The organism is Paramicrobacterium salitolerans (assembly GCF_051513965.1).
In the GTDB taxonomy this organism is placed as follows: Bacteria; Actinomycetota; Actinomycetes; order Actinomycetales; family Microbacteriaceae; genus Paramicrobacterium.
In genome coordinates, this window is the sequence record NZ_CP195847.1 from 1,471,799 (window position 1) to 1,497,433 (window position 25,635).

At 62.5% G+C, this 25,635-nt stretch carries 26 protein-coding genes, 3 tRNA genes and 1 other RNA gene; 12 read left to right on the forward strand and 18 right to left on the reverse strand.

Annotation, left to right across the window (positions count from 1 at the left end; translation table 11 throughout):
* Position 1 precedes the first annotated feature (1 nt).
* Positions 2-1,339 (reverse strand): type I glutamate--ammonia ligase, encoded by a 1,338-nt coding sequence (gene glnA / locus ACSAGD_RS07000; protein WP_437584988.1) that lies wholly within the window; start codon positions 1,337-1,339, stop codon positions 2-4.
* Positions 1,340-1,406: 67 nt separating this feature from the next.
* A complete protein-coding gene (locus tag ACSAGD_RS07005) occupies positions 1,407-1,592 on the reverse strand; it encodes an SPOR domain-containing protein (protein ID WP_437584989.1) in 186 nt (61 codons plus the stop codon).
* Between the two features lie 32 nt (positions 1,593-1,624).
* On the opposite strand from ACSAGD_RS07005, the gene map reads away from it, so the two are divergent.
* A complete protein-coding gene (gene map, locus ACSAGD_RS07010; protein WP_437584990.1) occupies positions 1,625-2,491 on the forward strand; it encodes a type I methionyl aminopeptidase in 867 nt (288 codons plus the stop codon).
* A gap of 19 nt (positions 2,492-2,510) precedes the next feature.
* Positions 2,511-3,290, forward strand: a complete 780-nt coding sequence (ppgK, locus tag ACSAGD_RS07015; protein WP_437584991.1) for a polyphosphate--glucose phosphotransferase — start codon at positions 2,511-2,513, stop codon at positions 3,288-3,290.
* A gap of 15 nt (positions 3,291-3,305) precedes the next feature.
* Here ppgK and rnpB read toward each other — a convergent pair.
* From rnpB to ACSAGD_RS07040, 5 genes are all read right to left on the reverse strand, one after another.
* Positions 3,306-3,669: RNase P RNA component class A (gene rnpB, locus ACSAGD_RS07020), an RNA gene on the reverse strand.
* A gap of 24 nt (positions 3,670-3,693) precedes the next feature.
* Positions 3,694-4,431, reverse strand: a complete 738-nt coding sequence (locus ACSAGD_RS07025; RefSeq protein WP_437584992.1) for a zinc ribbon domain-containing protein — start codon at positions 4,429-4,431, stop codon at positions 3,694-3,696.
* Positions 4,428-5,270 (reverse strand): Nif3-like dinuclear metal center hexameric protein, encoded by an 843-nt coding sequence (locus tag ACSAGD_RS07030; RefSeq protein WP_437584993.1) that lies wholly within the window; start codon positions 5,268-5,270, stop codon positions 4,428-4,430. The genes ACSAGD_RS07025 and ACSAGD_RS07030 overlap by 4 nt, the downstream gene beginning before the upstream one ends.
* Before the next feature lie 94 nt (positions 5,271-5,364).
* Positions 5,365-5,437 (reverse strand) — tRNA-Val (locus ACSAGD_RS07035).
* 27 nt (positions 5,438-5,464) lie between these two features.
* Positions 5,465-5,938, reverse strand: a complete 474-nt coding sequence (locus ACSAGD_RS07040) for a redoxin domain-containing protein (RefSeq protein ID WP_437584994.1) — start codon at positions 5,936-5,938, stop codon at positions 5,465-5,467.
* A 134-nt stretch (positions 5,939-6,072) separates the two neighbouring features.
* Here ACSAGD_RS07040 and ACSAGD_RS07045 point away from each other — a divergent pair, with 134 nt between their 5' ends.
* The 5 genes from ACSAGD_RS07045 (at position 6,073) to ACSAGD_RS07065 (ending at position 10,937) form a co-directional block, all read left to right on the forward strand.
* Positions 6,073-7,278, forward strand: a complete 1,206-nt coding sequence (locus ACSAGD_RS07045; RefSeq protein ID WP_437584995.1) for a PucR family transcriptional regulator — start codon at positions 6,073-6,075, stop codon at positions 7,276-7,278.
* Between the two features lie 78 nt (positions 7,279-7,356).
* Positions 7,357-8,274 (forward strand): ACP S-malonyltransferase, encoded by a 918-nt coding sequence (locus ACSAGD_RS07050; protein ID WP_437584996.1) that lies wholly within the window; start codon positions 7,357-7,359, stop codon positions 8,272-8,274.
* Between the two features lie 13 nt (positions 8,275-8,287).
* On the forward strand, positions 8,288-9,292 hold the full coding sequence (locus ACSAGD_RS07055; protein ID WP_437584998.1) for a beta-ketoacyl-ACP synthase III: 1,005 nt from the start codon (positions 8,288-8,290) through the stop codon (positions 9,290-9,292).
* A gap of 72 nt (positions 9,293-9,364) precedes the next feature.
* Positions 9,365-9,613: an acyl carrier protein gene (locus tag ACSAGD_RS07060; protein ID WP_098407608.1), complete on the forward strand. Its 249-nt coding sequence runs from the start codon at positions 9,365-9,367 to the stop codon at positions 9,611-9,613.
* Positions 9,614-9,701: 88 nt separating this feature from the next.
* Positions 9,702-10,937, forward strand: a complete 1,236-nt coding sequence (locus ACSAGD_RS07065; RefSeq protein ID WP_437584999.1) for a beta-ketoacyl-[acyl-carrier-protein] synthase family protein — start codon at positions 9,702-9,704, stop codon at positions 10,935-10,937.
* A 64-nt stretch (positions 10,938-11,001) separates the two neighbouring features.
* Here ACSAGD_RS07065 and ACSAGD_RS07070 read toward each other — a convergent pair whose 3' ends face one another.
* Positions 11,002-11,505, reverse strand: a complete 504-nt coding sequence (locus tag ACSAGD_RS07070) for a DUF3145 domain-containing protein (protein WP_437585000.1) — start codon at positions 11,503-11,505, stop codon at positions 11,002-11,004.
* A gap of 205 nt (positions 11,506-11,710) precedes the next feature.
* Here ACSAGD_RS07070 and ACSAGD_RS07075 point away from each other — a divergent pair, with 205 nt between their 5' ends.
* On the forward strand, positions 11,711-12,265 hold the full coding sequence (locus tag ACSAGD_RS07075; protein WP_437585001.1) for a PadR family transcriptional regulator: 555 nt from the start codon (positions 11,711-11,713) through the stop codon (positions 12,263-12,265).
* Positions 12,266-12,385: 120 nt separating this feature from the next.
* The gene (locus tag ACSAGD_RS07080; protein WP_437585138.1) at positions 12,386-13,444 is read left to right on the forward strand and encodes an acyltransferase family protein; all 1,059 of its coding nucleotides are present in this window, start codon (positions 12,386-12,388) and stop codon (positions 13,442-13,444) included.
* Here the strand turns inward: ACSAGD_RS07080 and ACSAGD_RS07085 are convergent.
* From ACSAGD_RS07085 to ACSAGD_RS07100, 4 genes are all read right to left on the reverse strand, one after another.
* A complete protein-coding gene (locus ACSAGD_RS07085; RefSeq protein ID WP_437585002.1) occupies positions 13,441-14,853 on the reverse strand; it encodes a glycosyltransferase in 1,413 nt (470 codons plus the stop codon). The two genes, ACSAGD_RS07080 and ACSAGD_RS07085, sit on opposite strands and share 4 nt — an antisense overlap.
* Before the next feature lie 203 nt (positions 14,854-15,056).
* A tRNA-Ile gene (locus ACSAGD_RS07090) sits at positions 15,057-15,130 on the reverse strand.
* On the reverse strand, positions 15,121-16,374 hold the full coding sequence (locus ACSAGD_RS07095; protein WP_437585003.1) for a glycosyltransferase: 1,254 nt from the start codon (positions 16,372-16,374) through the stop codon (positions 15,121-15,123). The genes ACSAGD_RS07090 and ACSAGD_RS07095 overlap by 10 nt, the downstream gene beginning before the upstream one ends.
* A gap of 142 nt (positions 16,375-16,516) precedes the next feature.
* On the reverse strand, positions 16,517-17,440 hold the full coding sequence (locus ACSAGD_RS07100) for a DMT family transporter (RefSeq protein WP_437585139.1): 924 nt from the start codon (positions 17,438-17,440) through the stop codon (positions 16,517-16,519).
* Positions 17,441-17,485: 45 nt separating this feature from the next.
* Between ACSAGD_RS07100 and def the strand changes: the two genes are divergently transcribed.
* From def to ACSAGD_RS07115, 3 genes are all read left to right on the forward strand, one after another.
* Positions 17,486-18,052, forward strand: a complete 567-nt coding sequence (gene def / locus ACSAGD_RS07105) for a peptide deformylase (RefSeq protein ID WP_437585004.1) — start codon at positions 17,486-17,488, stop codon at positions 18,050-18,052.
* Positions 18,053-18,112: 60 nt separating this feature from the next.
* The gene (locus tag ACSAGD_RS07110; protein WP_437585005.1) at positions 18,113-18,277 is read left to right on the forward strand and encodes a hypothetical protein; all 165 of its coding nucleotides are present in this window, start codon (positions 18,113-18,115) and stop codon (positions 18,275-18,277) included.
* Positions 18,278-18,385: 108 nt separating this feature from the next.
* Entirely contained in the window at positions 18,386-19,456 is a 1,071-nt protein-coding gene (locus tag ACSAGD_RS07115; protein ID WP_437585006.1) for an IS1249 family transposase, read from the forward strand.
* 103 nt (positions 19,457-19,559) lie between these two features.
* Here ACSAGD_RS07115 and ACSAGD_RS07120 read toward each other — a convergent pair.
* The 6 genes from ACSAGD_RS07120 to ACSAGD_RS07145 all read right to left on the reverse strand — a co-directional run bounded on the left by ACSAGD_RS07120 (position 19,560) and on the right by ACSAGD_RS07145 (position 25,611).
* Positions 19,560-19,632, reverse strand: a tRNA-Asn gene (locus ACSAGD_RS07120).
* 79 nt (positions 19,633-19,711) lie between these two features.
* Entirely contained in the window at positions 19,712-20,554 is an 843-nt protein-coding gene (locus ACSAGD_RS07125; RefSeq protein ID WP_437585008.1) for an ATP-binding cassette domain-containing protein, read from the reverse strand.
* Between the two features lie 24 nt (positions 20,555-20,578).
* Entirely contained in the window at positions 20,579-22,426 is a 1,848-nt protein-coding gene (dnaG, locus tag ACSAGD_RS07130; protein ID WP_437585009.1) for a DNA primase, read from the reverse strand.
* Positions 22,427-22,487: 61 nt separating this feature from the next.
* Positions 22,488-23,756 (reverse strand): deoxyguanosinetriphosphate triphosphohydrolase, encoded by a 1,269-nt coding sequence (locus ACSAGD_RS07135; protein ID WP_437585010.1) that lies wholly within the window; start codon positions 23,754-23,756, stop codon positions 22,488-22,490.
* A complete protein-coding gene (gene dusB / locus ACSAGD_RS07140) occupies positions 23,746-24,900 on the reverse strand; it encodes a tRNA dihydrouridine synthase DusB (protein WP_437585011.1) in 1,155 nt (384 codons plus the stop codon). The genes ACSAGD_RS07135 and dusB overlap by 11 nt, the downstream gene beginning before the upstream one ends.
* Positions 24,901-24,945: 45 nt before the next feature.
* The gene (locus ACSAGD_RS07145) at positions 24,946-25,611 is read right to left on the reverse strand and encodes a DsbA family oxidoreductase (protein WP_437585012.1); all 666 of its coding nucleotides are present in this window, start codon (positions 25,609-25,611) and stop codon (positions 24,946-24,948) included.
* Positions 25,612-25,635: the final 24 nt, after the last annotated feature.

Below are 25,635 nucleotides of genomic sequence, written 5' to 3' on the forward strand. Positions count from 1 at the left end.
CTCACAGAGAGGTGAGGTTCGTGCGCAGCTCGTACGGTGTCACCTGGGCACGATAGTCGTACCACTCCTGTCGCTTGTTCAACATGAAGTAGTCATAGACCTGAGAACCGAGCGTCTCAGCGACGAGCTCAGACTGTTCCATGTACTGCACTGCGTGATCGAGGTTGGATGGAAGCGGTTCGTAGCCGAGGGCGCGCCGCTCCGCGTCAGACAGGCTCCAGACGTTGTCCTCCGCCTCTGGCGGCAGCTCGTACCCCTCTTCAATTCCCTTCAGGCCAGCAGCGAGAAGAAGCGAGAAAGCGAGATAGGGGTTGCAGGCGGAGTCGATGCCCCGATACTCAATCCGTGAGCTCTGCCCCTTGTGCGGCTTGTACATAGGTACACGAATCAGAGCCGAGCGGTTCGCATGGCCCCACGTCACGAAGCTCGGGGCTTCGTCGCCGCCCCAGATCCGTTTGAACGAGTTCACAAACTGATTGGTCACGGCTGTGATCTCCTGCGCATGCGTCAGAAGGCCCGCGATGAACTGTCGCCCAACCTTGGAAAGCTGGTACTGCGCACCAGGCTCATGGAAGGCATTCGTGTCGCCTTCGAAGAGTGACATGTGCGTGTGCATTCCCGAGCCGGGCTGGCCCGCCATCGGCTTCGGCATGAACGTCGCGTGGACGCCCTGCTCGATCGCAACCTCCTTCACGACCGTGCGGAACGTCATGATGTTGTCCGCTGTCGTGAGCGCGTCGGCGTAGCGCAGATCGATCTCGTTCTGACCGGGGCCGCCCTCGTGGTGGCTGTACTCGACGGAGATGCCGATGTCTTCGAGCATGGTGACGGCACGACGCCGGAAGTCATGGGCTGTTCCGCCCGGAACGTTGTCGAAGTAGCCGGCGTCATCGACCGGAACGGGGCCGCCGTCCACGAGCTTCGAGGACCGCATGAGGTAGAACTCGACCTCGGGATGCGTGTAGAAGGTGAATCCGAGATCTTTTGCGCGCTCGAGGGTGCGCTTCAGCACATGTCGAGGATCAGCGGCAGCCGGCTGTCCGTCTGGGGTGGTCAGATCGCAGAACATCCGAGCGGTCGGGTCAATCTCGCCGCGCCAGGGAAGTACCTGGAAGGTGGCCGGATCGGGAACCGCGAGAAGGTCGGACTCATAGCTGCGGGTGAATCCCTCGATCGCTGAGCCGTCGAAACCAAGGCCCTCTGCGAATGCGCCCTCGACCTCGGCAGGAGCGATTGCGACGGACTTCAGTGTTCCCACGACATCCGTGAACCACAGCCTGACGAACTTGATACCACGCTCCTCGATCGTTCGAAGAACGAAGTCCCTCTGCTTGTCCATCCGTCCCCTTTCGCTCCCCGCCGCGGGTGATACGCCCACAGACTAGCGGTTCAGCCCACGTTCGTTGTTACTCGTCGGCCTGCTCTTCCTCGGCCCACTTGCGGCTGTTCTCGCGGAGTAGCTCGAGCGCATGGGACGCTTCGTCCGCCGTGTCGAAGGGCCCGACTCGGTCAGAGGAAGGGGACAGAAAGCCACGTTCGACGCCGCCGGTTTTCAAGTTGTACCAGAACTGCTCCGATGGATCGTCAGCCATAACGACACCTCCGTTCAATTAGGATCGAGTCTATGCCCAAGGACTCGAATGGTCACCTCGTCCCAGGCAGCGTCGGCCCGCTGCGCCCCGTCCCACACAGCATCCCCCGCCCCGAGTACGTTGGGAAGAAAGCTCCGGCTCCATACACGGGAGACGACATCTACTCGGCCGATGAGATCGAGCGAATTCGTCAGGCAGGGCAGATCGCGGCCCGGGCGATCGCCCTGGTTGGAGACAGCATTCGTCCCGGGGTCACAACGGACGAGCTGGACCGAATCGCGCACGAGTTCCTGATTGACGAAGGCGCGTACCCATCGACACTCGGCTATCGGGGATATCCGAAGTCCATCTGCAGCTCGGTGAACGAAGTGATCTGTCACGGCATCCCGGACGATACGGTGCTCGACGACGGCGACATCGTCAACATCGATATCACCGCGTTCGTTGACGGGGTCCACGGGGACACCAACCGCACCTTCACCGTGGGTGAGCCCGCCGAGGAGGCAAGACTGCTCATCGAGCGCACTGAGGAGTCTCTGCGGCGTGGCATTAAAGCTGTCGCACCGGGACGCCAGATCAACGTGATTGGACGGGCGATCGAGTCGTACGCGAAGCGCTTCGGCTACGGGGTTGTCCGGGACTTCACCGGGCACGGAGTCGGGAAGGCATTCCACTCCGGTCTGATCGTGCCGCACTACGATGCGGCACCGCAGTACGACACAGTCATACAGCCCGGCATGGTGTTCACGATCGAGCCGATGCTGACGCTCGGGGACGTGGCATGGGACATCTGGGCGGACGATTGGACGGTGACGACCCGAGACAAGTCGCTGACGGCGCAGTTCGAGCACACCCTCGTGGTGACTGAACGCGGTGCAGAGGTGCTCACGCTCGCGTGAGCGCTGTAATGTTGACCTCATGACTGAGCACGGCCCAGGCATCGCGATCGGCATCGACATCGGCGGCACAGGAATCAAAGGAGCATCCGTCAATGTGCGTACCGGCGAGCTGATCAGCGACAGGATCAAAGTTCCGACGCCGAAGGGGGCCAAGCCCGACGACGTGATCAGGGCGGTGTCGACTCTGTTCGAGACGCTCTCGGATGCTGAGTTGGACGACGCGCCGCTCGGGGTCGCCTTTCCCGCTGTCGTCAAGAACGGGGTCACGATGTCGGCGGCGAACGTGTCGGATGACTGGATCGGCTTGCAGGCCGAGGCTCTGTTCGAGAAGGCGCTCGGTCGAGACATCAGCTTTCTGAACGACGCAGACGCCGCGGGACTCGCAGAGCAGCGATACGGAGCTGCCAAGGAGGCAACCGGCGTAACTCTCGTGACCACGCTGGGAACCGGGATCGGCACCGCGATCATCACCGATGGAGAGCTTGTCCCCAACGTCGAGCTGGGGCACATCGAGATCGACGGCCACGACGCGGAGACCCGTGCGTCGAACGCAGTGCGTGAGCGCGAGGGGCTCTCATGGAAGAGGTGGGCGAAACGCCTGCAGAAGTACTATGAGGCCTGTGAGCTGTACCTCTCCCCCGACCTCATCGTCGTCGGTGGCGGCGTCTCGAAGCACCACGAGCATTTCCTGCCGCTGCTGGAGCTGAACGCGCCGATCGTTCCGGCCGCGCTGCGCAACAACGCAGGCATCCTCGGCGCGGCTGCTCGTGCGTCGGAGCTCCACACCACGAGAGCCTGAGCAGCGAGGAGAGTGTGAACGGGCCAGCTGATACGCCGGGTTCTGTCCAGACGACCTGCGTCTTGGACGGCCATCTCTCTCGGGGACGTGTTGCCACGGCCCTCTAGCGGTCCACCCGAGGACGAGACGAGCAGCCTCATGGTCCTCTGTCTGACCTTGCTCCAGGCGAGGTTTACCGAGCCGGTCGAGTCACCTCGACCGCTGGTGGTCTCTTACACCACCCTTTCACCCTTACCGCCCGGCAAGCCGTGCGGCGGTCTGCTTTCTGTTGCACTTTCTCGCGGGTTGCCCCGGGTGGGCGTTACCCACCACCTTGCTCTGTGGAGCCCGGACGTTCCTCGGCACCGACATTCGGTGACGCGACCGTCTTGCCGACCCGTTCACGCCTTCTATCGTAGCGCTCCTACCAGAGACCGGACTCCTCCGTGCGGATCACGATGCACCCGCATTCGGGGCAGCGCACGACCTCGTCGAGCGCTGCTGCGCGGACATCGGCGAGGTCCTGGCCGGTGAGTGACATCGTGCATCCACCACACGTTCCAGCCCGAAAGAGCGCGGCGCCGACTCCGGTCTTGGCCCGCTGCGTCTCATAGAGATCGAGCAGCTCATCTGGGACGGAGTCGGCGATCGCCTTGCGGTTGCCGATGACCGTTCCGCGTTCCGCGGCGATCTCCGAAAGAGACGCCTCGCGTTGCGCGTTGATCTCCTCGATGCGCTGAGTCACGTCGGCATTCTCAGCGCGGATGCCGTCAGCGAACTGACGTGCCTCGTCGACGCGCTCCATGACCTCGAGCTGTTTGTCTTCGAGCTCGGACGTGCGGCGCCGGAGGGACTCAAGCTCCGCTTCCAACGCCGTGACATCTTTGACCGATGAAGTCTTCTGGAGGCGCTCCTCGTCACGCTGCATCCGAGCCGCAACCGTGGCGGCGTCGGACTCGAAGCGAGCAAGCTCTGCTTCGGCATCCTCGAGCTTGCCGACTTCTACTGCGAGACGGCTTGCGACAGCATCGCGCTCTGACGTTGCCTGGTTCAGCGCGGCGTCCTCCGGCAGGTTCTTCTCGCGGTGCAGCAGCTGCGCGAGGGTGACATCTGCAGTCTGAAGGTCGAGCAGCTTCTTCTGCTCAGTCTGGGGAGCTTTCACAGGTCGATCTCTTTTCGAGGGTCGGGGTGGACGACGAAGTCCCACGGGTCGGTACGGCGTCCGCTGATGGAGATTTCGAGGGAGGGCAGCCTCTCTGCGAGCTGCTCCGCTGCAGCATCCAGCCACAGCGACTCGGATGCCCAGTGCGAGACGTCGATGAGGGCCGGGCCACCGACGAGCATCGACTGCTCACGAGACTCGGACGCCGGATGATGTCGCAGATCGCTGGTGACGTACACGTCAGCACTCACGACGTCAGGATGTGCGAGGAGGGAATCACCCGCTCCCCCGCACACCGCGACATTGCGGACCTCGACGTCTTCATCGCCTGCGACACGCACGCCGCTCACCGTGGCAGGCAGGACGTCCGCAACGCGGCGCGCAAACTCGCCGAGGGAGATGGGCGACGACAGAGTGCCGATTCGGCCGAGCCCGTGATCGCCGGTCGCAGATGGGACGATGGGGCGGATGCTGTCGAGGCCGAGCCGCCGCGCAAGAACGCCGGAGGTGCCGGCATCCACGACATCTGCATTTGTGTGGGCAGCGTAGAGCGCGCATGTGGAACGTGCGAGATCGGTGACGATGCGACCCTTATAACGGTCTGCGGCCACTGATGTGACCCCCCGCATGAGCAAAGGGTGGTGTACGAGGAGGAGCTGGGCTCCGACAGAGACGGCTTCCTCGACGGTCGTCGAAACCGCATCGACCGCGAGAAGGACGCGATGAACCGGTTCGTCAGGGACGCCGACGACGAGTCCTACGGCATCCCAGTCTTCCGCTCCTGAGAGCGGCCAGAGCTCTTCCGCGACCCGGATGACTTCTGAGAGTTGCACTGCCACGGCACCAGCCTACGGGACAACTCTTGATGTCAGCTCTCGCGAATCAGAGTGCGCGCGATGTTGCGACGCCTGAACAACCCTGAATCGAAGAATGTGGGCCCTGCCGGGCTCGAACCGACGACATCCACGGTGTAAACGTGGCGCTCTACCAACTGAGCTAAAGGCCCTCTTGTCGCGCGAGCGACGAGTCAATACTAGCGGGTGCGTGAGTCGCTCTCGAACGCTGAGAGCAACTCACGGTACATCGAGAGGGTTCGAGCCTGATCGCTGGGCACCCTGAGCGAGGCCACGACGGTGCCGTTCTCGTCCACGGCGAAGCTGGCTCGCTCAGCACGCCCGGTCGCGGAGTCGAAGACGCCAAATGCGCGAGCCGTCGCCCCGTGCGGCCAGAAGTCGGAGAGCAGACGGATCGACGACTCTGTCGCGTCTGACCAGGCTCTGAGAGAGAACATCGAGTCCACCGTGACGCCGAAGACATCGGGGCCGTCGCTGCGCAGGAGCGGATGCCCGGCTCGGAGCTCGGCGAGCTCCGAGCCGCAGACTCCCGAAAAGGCGAGTGGGAAGAAGACAAACACACGCCGCCGACCAGATGCGCCTGCACAACGCACCGGCGTACCGTATTGGTCCCGCAGCTCAACGATCGGGGCTGGGGCGCCGACGGGAATCATGTGCACATCCTCTCGGGTTCCGTATGCCGCCCGGCGAAATGCGATGCGGTAAAGCTAGGCTAAATGAACGCCTCCGCCTCGAGGCGACGATACCCTGCATCAATCGATGGCGACTTCGAGGAGACAGCTCAGACGTGCCACGGAACAAAGAAGAGACACTCGCCTGGCTCCGCCGGATCTCCGGTGAACTCGCGACGGTCACGATCAAGCGACTTGAGCAGACCCTTCCTTGGTACGCCGACATGCCCCCAGGGCGTCGCAGCTCGGTCGGGCTCGTTGCGCAGGCGGGCATCTCCTCGTTCATCTCGTGGTTCGACGACCCCCGCTCGACGCCGTGGATCGCCGCTGACGTGTTCGGGGCCGCGCCGCGCGAGCTCCTCCGATCGGTCAGCCTCCAGCAGACTCTCCAGCTCATCCGGGTGACTGTCGAGGTCGTTGAGGAGCGCGTCGCTGGACGAGACGAGCAGCTTCGGGAAGCGATTCTCCTCTATTCGCGTGAGATCGCATTCGCCGCGGCCGACGTATACGCGCGCGCCGCCGAGGCGCGAGGCCTCTGGGATGCTCGTCTTGAGGCGCTCGTGGTCGATTCGATTCTCACCGGGGAGACCGATGACGAGCTGCCGAGCCGTATCGCCGCTCTCGGCTGGCACGGCCACGGTGAGGTGTGCGTCCTCGTTGGAACGACGCCCCGACAGCTCGACGTCGACCATCTTCGCCGGGCAGCTCGGCACATGCAGGCTGATGTCCTGATCGGCGTGCAGGGGAAGCGCCTTGTACTTGTGATCGGTCGTTCGGAGCCGCGGGGAGCTGAGAGAGAAGAGACCGTCGGAACAGCGCCTGCACTGTCATTCCTCGAGATTGCCGCACAGCTTGAGCCTGGATTCGGAGAGGGGCACCTCGTTCTCGGGCATCCGGTGCCAACGCTCGTCGAGGCATCCCAGAGTGCACGCGCCGCGCTCGCTGGTTTCGCCGTCGCCCGAGCCTGGCGGCATGCGCCTCGCCCTGTACTTGCTGACGACCTGCTTCCGGAACGAGCTTTGGCTGGCGATCCCCTGGCAAAGCGGACGCTCGTCGAACGGATCTACCGTCCCCTGAAAGATCACTCGAGCGAACTCGCGACCACGCTCTGGTGCTATCTCGACAACGGCAGATCTCTGGAGGCGACGGCGCGAGAGCTGTTCGTCCACCCCAACACCGTCCGCTATCGGCTGAAGCGCGTTTCGGAAGTCATCGGCTGGGACGCCACCGGGGCGCGCGAAGCGCTCATACTGCAGTCTGCGCTTATCCTTGGGTCAATTTCCGAACACGAGCCGACTCGCAGGAAAACGACGAAATCGTAATGATTCACACAAAGCAAGCACGAATTCTTAGTTGAGCGTCGACACCCGTCGAGGGACGAGTCGCGGCAGACTAGAACGGTGATTGTCATTGTCTGCCCTGGACAGGGCTCTCAGAAACCCGGTTTCCTCTCCCCTTGGCTCGAGTCGGCCGATGCGCGTGCGAAGCTCGCGGAGCTCTCGGATGCCGCCGGGCTCGATCTGGCGAAGCACGGCACCGAGAGCGATGCAGAGACGATCAAAGACACCGCAGTGGCGCAACCCCTGATCGTCGCCGCAGGAGTGCTTGCCCTGGACGCTCTTGAGCAAGCAGAGGTCGTCTCCCGCTCCGGTGGCATCGCGGGCCACTCGGTTGGTGAGATCACAGCCGCGGCAGGAGCGGGAGTGCTCAGCCATCACGACGCGATGGCTTTCGTGAGCGAGCGCGCGACCGCGATGGCGGAAGCTGCAGCGGCCGTTCCGACCGGAATGAGCGCAGTTCTGGGCGGAGACCCCCTCGACGTCGTGAGTGCGGCTGAACGCCTCGGACTGCAGGCAGCGAATTACAACGGGGGCGGTCAGATCGTCGTCGCCGGCGAGCTCCCGGCACTCGCCCGACTTGCAGACGAGCCTCCCGCGAAGGCGAGAGTCATGCCACTCAAAGTCGCGGGGGCCTTCCACACCCGCTACATGCGGCCCGCACAGGAATTTCTCGCAGCCCGTGCCGATGCGTTCGAGGCGGCCGATCCAAAGCTTCGGCTCTGGACGAACAACGACGGCTCGGTCGTTGACAACGGCGAACGCTTCCGCGATCTCCTCGTAGCCCAGGTCGCCTCCCCCGTACGCTGGGACCTGTGCATGGAAGCATTCGTCGCCGCGGGCGTTACCGGCGTGATCGAGGTTGCTCCAGCAGGAGCGCTCATCGGACTCGCGCGTCGCGGGCTCAAGGGTGTTCCCACGCTCGCAGTGAACACACCCGATGACATCGAATCCGCCGTTGAGATGATCAACGCAGCCTGAACCCGAAGGAATCATGACTACCCCTACTCTCAACCAGTCTCAGGGTCCCGCCCACGCGCGTTTTCTCGGTTTCGGAGCCTCACGCGGAGATCTTTCCGTGCCGAACGATGACCTCGTCGAGCCGATCAACTCCTCCGACGAGTGGATTCAGAAGCGCACGGGAATCGTGTCTCGCACCCGTGCGTCTTCGGGAGTGCTCGCCGTCGATATGGCGACGCAGGCAGCCCTCGAGGCGATCTCCGCGTCAGGCGTCGACCCGGCCGCGATCGATCTCGTGATCATTGCGACGATCAGCAATGTTCAGCAGTCACCGTCGATGGCCGCGGTAGTCGCTGACCGCGTCGGCGCCAACCCGGCAGCCGCGTACGACATCAATGCGGCATGCGCAGGCTACACCTACGCGGTCGCGCAGGCTGACGCGCTCATCCGCTCGGGAACATCGACGTATGCTCTCGTCATCGGGGCGGAGAAGCTGTCTGATGTCGTGGATCCGACGGATCGTTCGATCTCATTCCTGCTCGGCGACGGCGCCGGTGCGGCTGTCCTCGGTCCGAGCGAGATTCCCGCGATCTCCCCGACCGTGTGGGGTTCAGACGGTTCGAAGGCAGGCGCCGTCGGGATGAATCACACGCTCATCGAGTATCGGGACGGTGTCGGTGAATGGCCGACTCTCCGACAGGAAGGCCAGACCGTCTTCCGCTGGGCGGTGTGGGAGATGGCCAAAGTTGCGCGCAAGGCGATCGACGAAGCGGGGATCTCCCCCGCCGATCTCGCAGCATTCATCCCACACCAGGCGAACATGCGCATCATCGATGAGTTTGCGAAGCAGCTGGGCCTCCCGGACACGGTCGTCATCGCCCGTGACATTGAATCCACCGGCAACACTTCCGCCGCTTCCATCCCCTTGGCCACGCACCGCCTCCTTCAGGGGCATCCCGAGCTCTCAGGTGGCCTCGCGCTTCAGATCGGGTTCGGAGCAGGCCTCGTCTTCGGCGCCCAGATCATTGTTCTGCCCTAGTGGCGTTCTCGATCAGCGCGCTCGATCACCTCTAGACTGTTCATCGGTCAATCGACACTCAAGGAGAAACACATGGCACTGTCCAACGAAGAGGTCCTCGCTGGCCTCGCCGAGCTCGTCAACGATGAGACCGGTATCGCAGCTGACACAGTCGAGCTCGACAAGTCGTTCACGGACGACCTCGACATCGACTCGATCTCGATGATGACCATCGTCGTGAACGCTGAGGAGAAGTTCGACGTCAAGATCCCGGACGAAGAGGTCAAGAACCTGAAGACCGTCCGCGACGCCGTCGACTACATCGTCAAGGCCCAGGCCTAACTCGCTTGCTTCTCGCGCGGGCCGCTTATGCGCGCGCCCGCGCGAGGGCCGAGCACCACTTCGATAGACCCCTGAGAGAGTCGAATTAATGACCAAGAAGATCGTTGTCACCGGCATCGGCGCCACCTCCCCGCTGGGCGGGACCGCACGCGAGAGTTGGGACGCTCTGCTGGCCAAGGAATCCGGCGCCCGCTCCCTCACCCATGATTGGATCGAGGAATACTCGATTCCTGTCACCTTCGCCGCTGAGGCGAAGGTGCGCCCGCATGAGGTGCTTGAGCGGCCGGTCGCGAAGAGGCTCGACCCCTCGAGCCAGTTTGCTTTGATCTCGGCCAAAGAGGCATGGGCAGATGCGGGAGAACCCGACGTCGAACCTGAGCGGCTGGGCGTCGACTTCGCCACGGGAATTGGCGGCGTATGGACGCTCCTCGATGCCTGGGATACTCTGCGCGACCGAGGTCCTCGACGCGTGCTGCCGATGACTGTCCCGATGCTGATGCCTAACGCAGCGTCTGCAGCCGTCTCCATGCATTTCGGCGCGCGCGCCTATGCGCGCACTGTGGCATCCGCTTGCGCCTCAAGCACTGAGTCGATCGCCAACGCATATGAGCACCTGCAGCTCGGGCTCGCAGACGTCGTCATCGCTGGTGGTACTGAATCGGCGATCCACCCGATCACACTGGCGGCCTTCTCCTCCATGCAGGCACTGTCCAAGCGGAACGACTCGCCGGAGACCGCTTCCCGTCCGTACAGCGTTGACCGCGATGGCTTCGTGATGGGTGAGGGCGCAGCCAGCCTCGTCCTGGAGACAGAGGAGCATGCCCTCGCACGTGGCGCCCGCATCTACGCTGAACTTGCCGGGAGCGGGGTGACCGCAGACTCATACCACATCACCGCGAACGACCCTGAGGGGCACGGAGCTCGTCGTGCGGTCGAGCTTGCACTCCATCAGGCAGGCGCCGCCCCCGATGAGGTGACTCACATCAACGCACACGCGACAAGCACGCCCGTCGGGGATGTCGCAGAGTATGCCGCGCTCCGCGCGGTATTCGGAGAGCGCGTCACTGAGATTCCGGTGTCCGCGACGAAAGCATCGACAGGGCATCTGCTCGGAGGTACAGGTGCGCTCGAGGCGGTGTTCAGCATCTACGCGATTGCTGAGCGAAAGGCTCCGCCAACGATCAACCTCACGACCCAGGACCCAGCGATCCCGCTGTCTGTCTCGCCCGAGTCCGTCGCGCTCGGCGATGGCGCCCAGCTCGCAGTGAGCAACTCGTTCGGGTTCGGCGGGCATAACGCTGTCGTCGCGTTCCGATCGGCATAATCGGCGAAAAAACAGCGGGTTCGACATCATAGATGCCGAACCCGCTGTTCTTCAGACGTGTGAATCAGCCGACCTTGTGGAGCCACACCACGGGTGACTGATCGCTCGCGTAACGGAAGACATCGAGCTCGTCGTCCCACGCCTGGCCGAGCGCAAGCTCCATGAGGGCGGCAAGATCTGCCCCTGAGGCCGTGGACTCTTCCATCGCCGCCCGAATGCGATCCTCGGGAACCACCACGTTCCCGGCCGCGTCCTGCTGCGCGTAGAACACGCCCAGATCCGGCGTGTGCATCCATCGGCCGCCGTCGGAACGAGGAGTCGCGTCTTCGGTGACCTCATAGCGGAGATGCTCCCACCCACGGAGCGCTGAAGCGATCGCGGATCCCATACCCTGCAGACCCTCCCAATAGAACTCCGTCCGGAGGCTGCCCGGAAGCACGGGCTGGTCCGACCATGAGAAATTCACGGCACGACCAAGAGCGCGGCCAGCCGCCCATTCGACGTGAGGGCACAGCGCGCGCGGGGAGGAGTGAATGTAAATCACCCCTCGTGCAGCAGGCGTCGTCATGATCTCTCCTTCGTGTTCACCGGTACGTCTTCCCCTACGACCGTCGACACTGGCGAGTACGACACGCTCGATATGAAGTTAGTGGCCCATCGGGCTCTGCCCATATTATGCCTCACTCCGGGACGGCATGACAATAGTGGGCGGGCCGGGGATCCGCTCTGCGATTAGTGCGCCTATACTCGGTATAGCAAAGAGAGGAGAGGGAGTGACGGTCAAGAACGGACTTCTCACCATCCTTTCCCTCGGCCCTCTCTATGGCCTGCAGCTGCGTGATGAGTTCGTCGCCCGAGCGCCTCACCGGGCTCGCATCAACGTGGGCCAGGTGTACGGCACGCTGGAGCGCCTCCGTCGTGACGGGCTGATCATGTCCGCGGGCGAGACTCACGACAACCTGCCGCTCTACCGGCCGACGTCATTAGGCACCGAAGCCATCGATCGTTGGTCGAGCGAGGCTGAGCATTCGAGTGTCTTCGATTGGAACGACATGCTCGATCAGGTGCTCATCGTGTCGTCCCTGCCCGGCGCGCCGTGGCGGGTGCTGATCGACAGCTATCTTGAGCGTGCACGTCACGTTCCATCTCTTGAGACCTTGGGAACCCCGTCACAGGCGCGTGCCGCGCACGGGGCCCAGACCATGATTGAGGATGCCGCTGAGGCTTGGCTTCTGCGCCTTCGCGACGAGTTCGAAGAGAACGATCCCGCTGCTCCCCTTTCGATGCTTCGCCCGCGTCGCGGCCGCCGCCCGTCGCTCGCCGTCTGACGAAGTGCAGAGACAGCGTCCAGACATCGCCCAGACGCCGCTCGTAACCTGGCGACAGTGCAACCGACGAAGAGAATCCGAAGCCTGGACGGTGTGCGCGGGGGTGCGGCTCTCGTTGTGATGGTCTATCACGTTTCACTCGTCTACCGTCCGCACCTTTCCGAAAATACATGGGCGTGGTTGACCCAGAGTCCATTGAAGCTGTTGTTCGTCGGCACCGAGGCCGTCATGGTCTTCTTCGTGCTCTCCGGCCTTGTCGTGGCACTTCCTGCCCTCAAGAGTGCTTTTGAGTGGCGCACCTACTATCCGCAGAGGGTTCTGCGCCTCTATCTTCCTGTTGCCGCTTCACTCGCGGCCGCCGCGATTCTGATTCTGGTGCTGCCACGCGACCCGTCAGCCGTTCCCGATGGTTCATGGATGCGCGATGCCCAAGCGACACGAGTGACACCCGAGAGCTTTTTCAGCGAGGCATCCCTGCTACGTGTCACCTACGACATCAACAACGTTCTCTGGTCGCTGCGCTGGGAGCTGTTTTTCTCTCTGCTCCTCCCCCTATTCGTGTTGGTGGCGAAGGCGGCGCGCGCCTGGGCATGGCCTCTCGCGGTCCTCTGCGCGTGCCTCAGCATCGCGGGTAGGATGACGAGCATTGACTGGTTAACCTACTTTCCGGTCTTCATGCTCGGCACCATCATCGCGGTGAGATTAGAGGACATCGTGGCTTGGGGACGGCAGCAGAGGTCCGCTGCAGTCTGGGCGGGAATCTCTGCATCCGCCGCACTGTGCCTTGGCGCAAGCTGGTTTGGCCGACCGCTGTTCCCTTCCGGTTCCGTTGAGAACCGAATGCTGTGGGGTCTCGCAGCTGTCGGTGCTGCTCTCGTCATCGTGCTCGCCATTGCCTGGCCGAGACTGCGGGATGCCCTAGAGACCGGCGCGGTACAGTGGCTCGGACGAGTGTCGTTCAGTTTGTATCTGGTGCACGCGCCGATCCTGGGGAGCCTCGGTTTCCTGTTCGGAGATACGTACTGGTGGGCCGTCGGTCCTGTCGGCATTCCGCTCAGCCTCGCTGCGTCTGCGCTGTTCTTCCGCTATGTGGAGGTACCGACGCAGAAGTTCAGCAGGAAGGCAGGACGGAGCATCGCAGCCGCGGTGGGGGTGCCGGTTGCCCCTCCGTCTCGCTAGCCGGCGAGGCCGGTGACTCGCCAGAGTCGTCTCTTCGCACGACCCAGGGCTTTGCGAGCGCGAAGCGGAGTGGTGAGCTCGCCCTGAGCGCGTATGCGTTTGGCCTCCAGTGCGACTTCCATCGCCCGAGCCCAGCGTCGTGTGACAGCTCTGTCGGAGTATCTGCGAGTCGTCATGCGCGCACGTCGGCGCATGCGCTCCACGCGAGCATCGTCTGCGTCGGCGAACTGGAGGATTCGGCGTGCGAGGTCGTCGACGTCCCCGTTCGCCGCCAGGATGCCGTCGCGCCCGTGAGTGATGATGTCCGCCGGACCATAGCGCATGTCGTAGGCAATGGGGATGCATCCTGACGCCATGCTTTCGACGAGCACGAGCGGGAGCCCCTCAGATGTTGAGGAGAGCAGGCTGAAGTCTGCACGCGCGAACTCTCGCCCGGCATCACGATCGAAGGGATGAAGCCGAACTGCGTCACCGAGTTGCAGGTCGTGGATGAGTCGCGCGATCTGGTCATGCTCCGGACCTTCGCCGTAGATATCCAGACGGACATCGGCACCGCGAGCTCTCGCCTGGCCGATTGCCTTGACTGCATGGCCGATCCGCTTGCGCTTGGTGAGAGATGCCAGCATGACCCCCGTCCCACGCACATGCTCTCTCTGCTCGGGACGAGCGCCGGAGGCTCGGCTGTTCGGAATCACAAACAGACACTGAGGTTGCGCGCCATCCTCCTTGAGATCCGCACTCTGCCTGTCTGTGAGCGTCACGAGCGCATCATATTCTGATGCGTGTTCAACGCCGTCTCGGCGAGACGCGCTGAGACGGCCCGCTACGCCACCTCGACGATGGGAGCCGTGCAAGACGTGCATCGTCACAACATTGTCGCGACGGTAGCTGTGGATGAAGCGAGCCGCAGTCTTGGAATCTACGACGATGAAGCTTCTTTTGCCACCCGTGAGACGGTCCAGCCAATAGCGGTACACAGCCCATAGGCTGGTCCATTCGCGAATGGGAGTTCCGTCGGCGGAGTACGCCACGATCGATCTCTCACCGTCGGACGTCCGGTCCGTGAGCAGAAGCGTGCCATCTGAGCGAAACCGATCAACCTCTTCAGTGCCATCCCCCACGTCACGCCGCCGCGCGATGACCACACCATCTCGTATCTCGCACGCATCTCCCTCTTCAGCATCGAGGGGTGCGGGAGGAATGATGCTCTTGGCTTTGGGGCGGACACCGTGCTCACGCATCCAATCCCAGATGTTGAGCAGTGTCATGGTCTCTGTGAGCTCTCCTGCACCGCGCAGACGCTCCTCGAGCTCCGGATAGTCCGGGCGGTCATCGAGAGTCAGCACAGCCAGTGCGAGCTCCCCCTCACGGGTGAAGGCCCGGCAGCGCTGAAGCATAGCCTCGGTCATGCCGCCGAATTCATCTGGGATCCCCCACGTCAAGGCGAACTGTCTGCCTCGCGGAAATCGCACTCTCCCTGTCAACACGATCGGGAGACTACGGCGATTCCCTTTGCGAAAGCTGAACTTCACCCCCATGCGATATCCGCGGACGCAGGGCATGCGATGTCAGAGAGTGAGCGCGTCCCCCGTCAGAGTTGGGGGACGCGCTGTGGGGCGTGCGGGGCTTGAACCCGCGACCGACGGATTATGAGTCCGTTGCTCTAACCGGCTGAGCTAACGCCCCGTGTCGTCGTCGGACACGGCCGAGACGTCGGTGACAGGGTCAGTCACCGCTTCACCACGATACAGGCTCTCGAAGGTCGACAGTGTGTTCTGAATGTCATGAGCTCGGATCATCTCGAGAGACGCGCGCTTCATGCGATCGCGTTCCTCGGGCGGTGCGGTGAGGACATCTGTGAGCCTCGCCGCGAGCTCTTTCGAATCGCCAGGCGTGAAGAGATACCCATTCACTCCGTCATTGACGAGGTGTGGCAAGGCCATGGCATCCGCCGCGACGACGGGAAGTCCCGTGGCCATGGCCTCCATGGTTACGATGCTTTGGAGCTCTGCGATCGATGGCATAGCGAGAACGGATGCCGACGAATACGCCGCCCGAAGCTGTTCATCTGTGACGTATCCCGTGAACGTGACGCGGTCATCCACACCCAGTTGATGACTCAAGCTCTCGAGATTCTTCTTCTGGTCACCGCCCCCGATGATCTCAAGCGTTGCGTCGAGGGAGGGCTCCAGCGCAGCGAAGGCTCGGAGAAGCACATCGATCTGCTTCTCCCCCGTGATGCGCCCCACGAAGATGATCCGCTTCGAAGACGAATGGGTGAAGTCTGGTGAATAGTCCGAAGCATTGATGCCGCAGGAAATCGCGTGAACGCCCGTCCGCTCCGTCGACCTCTCGAGGAAATCCGCTGCCTTGCGTGTGGGCGTCGTGACGGCCGACGCGAGCCCCAGAATCTTCCGGGCGTCGTTCCACATGATGGACACCGCCTTCTTCTGGATGAATCGAGGCAACATCGTGAATTCCAGAAGGTTCTCTGGCATGAGGTGGTTCGTGGCGACGACTCGGATACCGCGTTTCGCAGCCTCGATCGTCATTCCTCGTCCGACGACAAGGAACGACTGCGAGTGCACGACGTCCGGCTTCACCCGATCCAGGATGCGAGCGGCATTGTGGCGCGAACGCCATGGAAGAGCGAAGCGCAGCCAGTCGTGCGGGTACCAGCGCCAGCTGTAGAGGCGGTGCACTGTCATGCGCTGTCCCTCGTGCGTCTCTGTCCACGTCCCGTGGCGTCGAGAGGACGCCGGTGCCACGACGTGGACGTCGTGGCCGCGCTCGACGAGACCCGCCGCCAGGCGTTCCGCGAATCGCGCCGCGCCGTTCACATCGGGAGCGAATGTGTCAGCGGCGATGAGCACTCTGAGAGGACGCGCGGTCCCATGATTCTCCGTGTCGTGCTTCTGGGGCTCAGGCAAGGTGGATGTCGTTCCTCCGTATCGGCTGCGAGTCTCATCGCAGTCATCGGTGCGCCGCACGCGCGTTCGATCGCGCAGACGTCGTTATTCTAGTCGCGCGAACGGTCGAAACCGGTCGGGACGTGGCTGCATGTCAGCATCCTCACTGTTTCGCCTGAGGGTGATGCCGCGCGAGCTGGAACACTCCCCAGATCGCAGCCCCACCGGCGATGACGAATGCGAAGACAGCCCAGAGCGGCGCTCCGAACGCTTCGTGAAGCACGATAATGCCAATTGCGACGGCGACGAGCGGGTCGATGACCGTGAGACCGGCGATGACGAGATCGGGCGGACCGGAGGCGTAGGCGTTCTGCACGAAGTACGCGCCGAGTGCTGTGCCGAGAACCACTCCGATGACGCAGAGGATCGTCAACCATCCGAATGTGCCGTGGGAGATTCTGCTGATGACGACCTTCGCGAGCGTCGCGACGAAGCCGTAGATCGTTCCGGCGGCGATGATGTAGAAAATTGCTCGTGCGCGAGAGCGCGTGAGCATGAAGATCACGGCGTACACGAGGAGCACGACGCCCATCGCGACGAGGATCGTAAGAAGAGCCGCGGTCGTGACAGGACGATCAATCCCGACGATCGCGGCTGTCGTCACGAACAGCGCGATTCCCGTGACACACGCGACGATAGCGACGACGGAACGCCGATTCAGGGTGATGCCCGCGATTCGCGCGTTGAGCACTGACGTAATCACGAGTGCGATCGCACCGAGCGGCTGCACGAGGATGAGCGGCGAGAAAGCGAGCGCCGAGAGCTGGAACACAATTGCCAGCGCCAGCATCACCGTCCCGATCACCCAGGAGGGGCGCTGCAGGAGCGCCTTGATCTGCGCGAAGTTGAGCCCGCTCGCGGCATCCCGACCGCTGATTCTCTCGACCTTCACCACACCGCGGTGCTGGAATTGCGCTCCGAGCGACATCAGCACGGCCCCGACGAGAGCAAAAGGGATCCCGATCAGCCGCGCCGGGTCCTGCGTGAACTGCTCAGTTATGCCTGACAGATCATCGATCGGGAACATCACCCTCAGAGAATACAGTGGGCGTTCTGAAGATAGGCTCATTTCATGGCGATACTCCCGATCCAGATCCACGGCGCACCGGTCCTGCACGAGCCTGCCGCTCCGGTGGTGGATTTCGACGATTCTCTGCGCGCTCTCGTGGACGACATGTTCGAAACGATGGATGCCGCCCCTGGAGTCGGCCTGGCCGCACCTCAGGTCGGGGTCGGGAAGCGCCTGTTTGTGTATAGCTACACGAACGACGACGGTTCCGCTTGGCGTGGCGTCGTGATCAATCCGGTTCTGTACATGACGCCTCCGCCCGCTGGCGTCCCCGACGAGGACGAGGAGTCCGAAGGCTGCCTGTCCTTTCCGGGCGAGCGTTTCCCGCTGAGGCGGTCTGAGCACGTTGTCGTGACTGGCGTCGACCTCGACGAAAACCCCGTCGAGATTCGAGCCAGCGGATGGCGTGCCCGCATTCTTCAGCATGAGTTCGACCACTTGGACGGGACGCTGTACATCGATCGACTTGACTCCGCTTACGACCGCATTCTGCTGCGGATCGTCCGCAAGCGCGGTTGGGGCGCACCGGGAGTCAGCTGGAACCCCGCTGACGAGCGACTCGAAGACTGAGCCTGCGCCCAATGTCCGCGTGCACTGGCAGCGCCGGCACGTGAGTGGGTACCGTGAGCTATGGAACACTCAGATTTCGCGCTGCTCATGCTGATGTATGTGTCCGGCGGTCTTCTCGCGCTGCTCCTCTGGTTGCTGATCATGTGGGCGATCATCAGAGGCGCCGTTCTGTCTGCGCTGAGGAAGAACCGGGTTATAGGCCAAAACGTGTGGATGGAATCGTGATCTAGCCGCGTGATCTCGCGGGTAAATGAGGGACGGTATGGTCCGTGATGCTTAGTTGTGGACCTTGCGGCGAATTCGACGACGTGTCTGGTATGCGATTCAAAGCTCGTGAAGAACGGGAAGACCGCGGCAGGCACGCAGCGGTGGCGGTGTCGGTCATGTGGCTCATCCCAGTCAAGGAAACGTCCCGATGTCACCCGCAGGGAACAGCTCCGCCGATTCGTGTCCTGGCTTATTGGCAAACAGTCGCAAGCCGAGATCGATCACACCGGCACGGGGCGCTCGTTTCGTCGGCTCACAGCCTGGTGCTGGGACGTGCAACCACAGCTACCACCGACCGAGACGGTGTATCACGCCGTCATGGTCGACGGCCTCTGGGTCGGCACTTGGTGTCTCCTGATCGCGCTCAGTGACACCGGCTCCGTTCTGGCCTGGCAGTGGTGCGGTGGCGAGTCCACAGCCGCGTGGACAGCACTGCTCGAGCAGATCCCCGCCCCCGCCGTTCTCGTCTCTGACGGAGGCAGCGGCCTACCCTCAGCTCTACGCCGAACCTGGCCAGAAACCAAACATCAACGCTGCCTGTTCCACCTGCAAATGAACACAACACGGCACCTGACCAGGAAACCCCGAACCACAGCAGGCCGAGCACTACGCCGCCTCGTGATGGCCCTCAGCACCATCGATCAGAACGATGAAACAGAAGCGATCAACTGGCAACTCCAACTCGACCACTGGTGGCAGAACTTCGGACACCTCACCGAAGAACGCACCCTGTTCCGCGACGGCAAATGGGGCTACAAGCACGCACCACTGCGCAAAGCCTGGCACCTGATCCGCAACGTCCTACGCAAAGGAACCCTATTCACCTACATCCAATACGGCAACCCACGCACCACAAGCGCCCTCGAAGGCGGCATCAACAGCCAAATCAGAGCCGTGCTGCGCACCCACCGCGGCATGACCCAAGCACACATGAAACGCGCCGCGGAATGGTTCCTCACCCTTCACGAACTCACACTCGACAACGCCCTGAAACACGCGTCATACCCAACGAAAAACAAACCCCCGGAACAAGCCAACGAAGAACACCACCCCGACGAAACCCCCAGCCTCTACGACACCGGCCTCACCGCAGAAGAAGGCCTCTGGACCCGCACAGGATGGGCAGGACGAACATGACACGCCCGAACCCATCCACACGTTTTGGCCTATAAGCCGGACCTTCGCCGACATGATTTTCGCGGAAACCAAAAACGCCCGGGCGCAAGGCCCGGGCGATCTGCTCCCCGAGTTGGACTCGAACCAACAACCTATCGGTTAACAGCCGATTGCTCTGCCAATTGAGCTATCGGGGATCGCTGTGATTCAGCGTTGATACTTTACCAAAGGTTTGGCGCTTGCCAAATCCGAGGGTGCACCCGGGCGCGTCCTGTGTCAGGCGATGCCGCCTTCTTCGTTAGCGCTCAATGCGCTGAGATAGGGGTGCCCTCGATCCTCAAGCAGCGCATCGATCTCGTCGAGCCCCACGAGACTTCCTCTGTGCAGGGCAACGACCCGTGAGGTTACGTGTCTGAGAAGGGCGAAGTCGTGCGTGATGACGAGCGCAGCGAGCCCCTTCTCATCTCTCAGCGCACGCAGAAGCTCGTGCAGAGCCTCGCGCGTCGTCACGTCAATTCCTGTCGTGGGTTCGTCCGCGATGAGCACGTGAGGACCGAGCACCAGTGCGCGTGCGATGGCGACTCGCTGCCGTTGCCCGCTCGAGAGTTCGAATGGATAGGAGTCCATGTGCGAGAACGGCATATGTACCGAGTCGAGGAGCGTGGCGACGTGCCGTTGGAGAACTTTGCGATCAAACCGCTTGTCGCGCTCCAGGATGGGGAGAGCAATGATCTCCTCGACCGTGTATTCAGCGGGCAGCTGCATCGCGGCATCCTGCGGCAGGTATGCAGTTCGAAACTGCAGCTCGGCCAGTCTCCGCTTCGACACACGCCCGCGGAGAGGCGTACCGAGAAGAGTCGCCTCGCCTCCCGTGATGACAGGAGCCACACGCTTTTCCCGGACCGATTTGAACTCGGTCGAGAGCACACGTGCGAGTGTCGACTTCCCTGAACCGGCCTCTCCGATCACACCCACGATCTCACCCGAGTGGAGTGTGAACGACACGCCGTTCACAGCGAGATGATCTGGGCTCGCACCGTGAGCCGGATACGTGATGCTCAGGTCTGATGCGGCGAGGACCGGGTCGGAGTCAGGCACGGGCTGCATGCCTCCCATCATGCCGCATCCCCAACTGCGCCTGCGTCAGCCCGCGCGGAGACGTCGTCGTTCCGTCTCAAGCTGCATGAGTTTGCGCTGGATGCTGCGAGAGCCGTCGATGTCTTTCGGATCGTGACGCTGCAACGAACCAAGAAGCTCAGCCTTTCGGCGGAGCATGTCGCGTTCGATGAGGGAGACCGTGATGTCATTTGCATAGGCTTCGAGCTCTTCTTCACCGCGCTCAGGAAGCGGCGCAACAGCGAGTTGGTGCAGTAGATCCCGATAGGGTCCCGGAACATCCTCGCTGATCGCTGCGAGCCAGCCGGATGCGGCAAATGCTTCCATGTGCGTCGCGATCGCATCTCTGATCACCGAGAGCGCATGATTGGTGAATCCAGTGTGCACGGCTGTCTGAACGAGATCCTCACCGATAGCAGTCGGGTGCTGCAGGATCGCCATGAGTGCGTCCCGTTCGAGGCGGGTGGACGGATCGCGCGGGAGATCAGCGATCCCGATAGCTCGCTCCTGAGGCATGTCCGCTGGCTGCACCTCAATAGTGCGCGACGTAGGCTGGCTCTGTCGCGGCGCACGAACCGCCTGCTGTACTTCACGGAGATCGATCCCGAGCTGGCGAGCGAGCACTCGCGTGTAGCCGGGGCGAAGCGAAGGGTCTCTGATGTCCGCAACGATCGGAGCCGCCGCCCTCAAAGCGCCAGCACGGCCCTCGACTGTCTCGAGGTTGTACTGCGAGAGCGTCTGCTTGATGACGAACTCGAACATCGGCTCCTTCTGATCGAGGAGGCGGCGCACAGCGGCATCCCCTCGCTTCAGGCGTAGATCGCACGGGTCGAGTCCAGCGGGTGCAACAGCGACGTACGTCTGAGCGGCGAAACGTCTCTCCTCCGCGAATGCTCTCAAGGCTGCCTTCTGGCCGGCGGCGTCCGGATCGAAGGTGAAGACGACCTCGCCGTTGTGCGAATCATCCCCCATGATTCGGCGAATCACCTTGATGTGATCGACGCCGAACGCGGTGCCACAGGTGGCGACCGCTGTGGTGATTCCCGCAAGATGGCATGCCATCACATCGGTATAGCCCTCAACTACGACCACCTGACTCTCACGTGAAATGTCGCGTTTAGCGAGGTCGAGGCCGTACAGGACCTGGGCTTTGTGATAGACGGGGGTTTCAGGAGTGTTGAGATACTTCGGCCCCTTGTCGTCGTCACTCAGGCGTCTCGCGCCAAACCCGACCGTCTGCCCGGTCACGTCCCGAATAGGCCACACCAAGCGACCGCGGAATCGGTCGTACACACCGCGCTCCCCCTGCGAGAGCAAACCAGCGGTCACGAGCTCGTCACGCGTGAATCCGGCTCGTGTCAGGTGCTTGTAGAGGCTGTCCCAGCTCTTCGGCGCGAATCCGACGCCGAAACGCTCGGCAGCGCGTGGATCGAATCCACGCGCGCCGAGAAAGGACCGCCCGATCTCGGCCTCTGGCGACAGAAGCTGTGCTTTGAAATACTCCTCCGCAGTCTTATTGGCGGCCAGCAGACGCGAGCGCCTTCCGTGATCGACACTCGGGCCAGCGCCATCTTCGTAGTGGAGCTCGACGCCTGCTCTCTGCGCGAGGCGTTCGATCGCCTCAGCGAACGTGACATGATCCATTTTCTGGAGAAACGTGATCACGTCGCCGGATTCGCCACATCCAAAGCAGTGATAGAAGCCGACCTGGGGACGAACATGGAAGCTCGGCGTTCGCTCATCGTGGAACGGGCACAGCCCCTTCACAGAACCGACTCCAGCCGATTTGAGAGTGACGTACTCGCCGATCACGTCGGCGATGTTGGTGCGCGACTTGACCTCTTCGATGTCGCTCTGTCGAATTCGGCCCGCCATAGTCACATCCTAGCTTGGGGCGACTTCGCCTTCTGCTGCACTAGTAAGTGCTGTGGAACAGTCAAACGCTGTGGAAAACAGCGGTGACTGCATCACTCTGTTCATACAGGGCAAGGGCGCCCTGATCGGTCAGACTCGCGATCTGATCCACGACCACACGCTTCTTCGCTGCGTCCGACTCCGCGCGATTCCAATCGTCCGCGAAAGCGGTGTCGAACCCCTGCCCGCCTGAGGTGTACAAGCGCTCCGCAAGAGTCGTCAGGACATCACGCTGTTGACGGTAGATCGGCTGACGTGCGTCGCTCGACATCACGAATGCGGCGACCACGCCCTTAAGAACCGCGATCTCAGATGCGATCTCGTGTGGAACCTCAATGTGAGCGGCGAACCTGATCAGGCTGCGCTGCGGATACGCCTGCTGAGTCGCTTCGGTAGCTGATCGAGCGAACCGACCGATCATCGCGCTGGTGAAGTTCTTCAGCTCTGCGAGGTCCCGGCGCGTGGCGCTCCACTGCCGTGGCCACGATGGAAGACGTGCGAGACGTTCGAAGGCGGCACCGAGATCGTCGACCGTGAACTCATCTCCCGCCCACGCCTGCACCGCGGCGAGGAGTGAGTCGTGGCCGGCACGCGCGTTCAAGAATGCCGGGTCGATGTACTCACTGACAATTGCATCCTCGAAGTCATGAACCGAGTACGCGATGTCATCGGAGAGATCCATGACCTCAGCCTCGATACAGCGCTGCCCCTCCGGCGCCCCCTGACGCAGCCATTGGAACGCCGCGGTGTCGTCATCGAAGAATCCGTACTTCGCGCGACCACCGGGATCCGCGACCGCATGCGACGCGGGCCACGGGTACTTGCAGCTTGCGTCAAGGCTCGCTCGCGTGAGATTCAGTCCGTACGGCGCGCCGTCTGCGCTGAACACCTTGGGTTCGAGACGTGTCAGGACGCGAAGGGTCTGGGCGTTGCCCTCAAAACCGCCGATATCGAGGGCCCACTCGTTCAGCGCTTTCTCTCCGTTGTGCCCGAAGGGCGGGTGCCCGATGTCGTGTGCGAGGCACGCGGTGTCGACAACGTCCGGCGCAAGCGCGAGACTGGCAGCCAACTCACGCCCGACCTGAGCGACTTCGAGGGAATGCGTGAGACGGTTTCTGGCGAAGTCGACGCCGGAGGTCGGGCTCAGCACCTGCGTCTTAGCCGCCAGGCGCCGCAGGGCGCTAGAATGAAGCAGACGGGCGCGATCCCTCGCGAAATCGCTGCGCCGTGAGGCGTGCTGTTCAGGGAGCCAGCGCTCCTGGTCATGTGCGTTGTAGACGTCAACCGCCACTGGTATTCAGCTCCGCTTCATGAATCTCCGCCGCGTCGGCACCGGCCAGCAGGTGGGAGTCTAGCCATCCATCGGGCAGGACCGGGCGCTTTGGATGCCCAGAACGACCGCGCGGACCTTCCGCGGGTCCTCCCGGATACGGCTCGGCGGCGTCCAAAGTGGCCAGGAGCGCGTCCAGCTGCTCCAGCGTTTCGACCGTCGCCAGACGGGTACGCAGGTCACTGCCGACCGGGTACCCTTTGAAGTACCACGCGACATGCTTCCTGATGTCGCGGCACCCGCGCTCCTCCGATTCGAAAAACTCGGCGAGCAGCTCTGCATGCCGTCGGAACGTCTCGATCACCTGTCCGAGGCTGGGGCGGAAGCGCGTCTCCTCGCCACGGAATCCAGCGGCGAGGTCCCCGAAGAGCCACGGCCTACCGAGGCAGCCTCGTCCAACCACGACACCGTCGCATCCGGTCTGCCGTGTCATCTCGAGAGCATCTTCAGCCGACCAGATATCGCCGTTGCCGAGAACGGGAATATCATCGATCGTCTCCTTGAGCGTGGCGATCGCGGACCAGTCGGAGTGCCCCGAGTAGAACTCTGAAGCCGTTCTCGCATGGAGTGATATCGCAGAGACTCCGGCATCTCTCGCGAAACGTGCAGCATCGAGATAGGTCAGGTGATCCTTGTCGATCCCCTTTCTCATCTTGACCGTGACCGGGATGTCGCCGGATGCCTTAACCGCTTCTGTGACGATCGAGCGGAAGAGATCGTGTTTCCACGGAAGCGCCGCTCCGCCGCCCTTGCGTGTGACTTTGGGCACCGGGCATCCGAAATTGAGGTCGATGTGGTCAGCTCGATCCTCCGACACGAGCATCGTGACGGCCTCCCTCACCGTGGTCGGATCAACTCCGTACAGCTGAATGCTTCTGGGAGTTTCTGACTCATGGTGCGAGATGAGCCTCATCGTCTCAGTCGTCCGCTCCACAAGCGCACGCGACGTGATCATCTCGCAGACGTAGAGGCCGGCCCCGAATTCTCGGCAGAGCCGACGGAACGCTGTATTCGTGATGCCTGCCATGGGAGCGAGAACCACGGGCGCGTCCAGCGTCAGGTTGCCGATGCGCAATGGGGCGGAAAGAGTGGAGCTGAGAGTCATAACGCTCTTATTCTCCCAGATCACCACGACAGATTCGTGTGAGCGCTATTGGCTGCTCCGTCGGGATACAACCTCGCGGAGGACCTGGACGAACGTTTCCGGTGACTGTGCACCAGAGACACCGTACTGACCGTCCAGCACGAAGAAGGGAACGCTTCTGATGCCGAACTCCGCTGCCTGAGCTTTATCTCGCGAGACACTGTCAGTGTAGGTGTCGTTTTTGAGGACGTCCCGAACCTCCTGAGCCTCGAGGCCTATCTGGGAGGCGAGGTCGATGAGTTCGTCGTCTCGGCCGAGATGACGACCCTCTGTAAAGTACGCGCGCATGAGCCGCTCGATCAGCTTGTGATCACGATCATGCTCCCGGGCGAGATGGATGAGCCTATGCGCTTTGAACGTATTGGTGTGCTGAAGCGAGTCGAAACGGTACGTCAACCCAGCCTCTGCCGCCACGGCCGTGACCTGTTCGAGCATCTCCCGCACGGCATCCGGCTGCATTCCTTTGTGCTGTGCGAGGAAATCCTCCTCCGTACCGTCGAAATCGGTCGGGGTATCAGGAGACAGCTCGAAACTGTGGAAATTCACGTGAACCTCGGGACTGCCAGCCTCCTGCCCGAACTGGTCGCAGGCCTGTTCGAATCGTCGCTTTCCGATATAACACCAAGGGCACGCGATGTCGGACCAGATGTCGACTGTGATGGGAGAAGTCATATGCTGAATAACTCCCTCATGGCC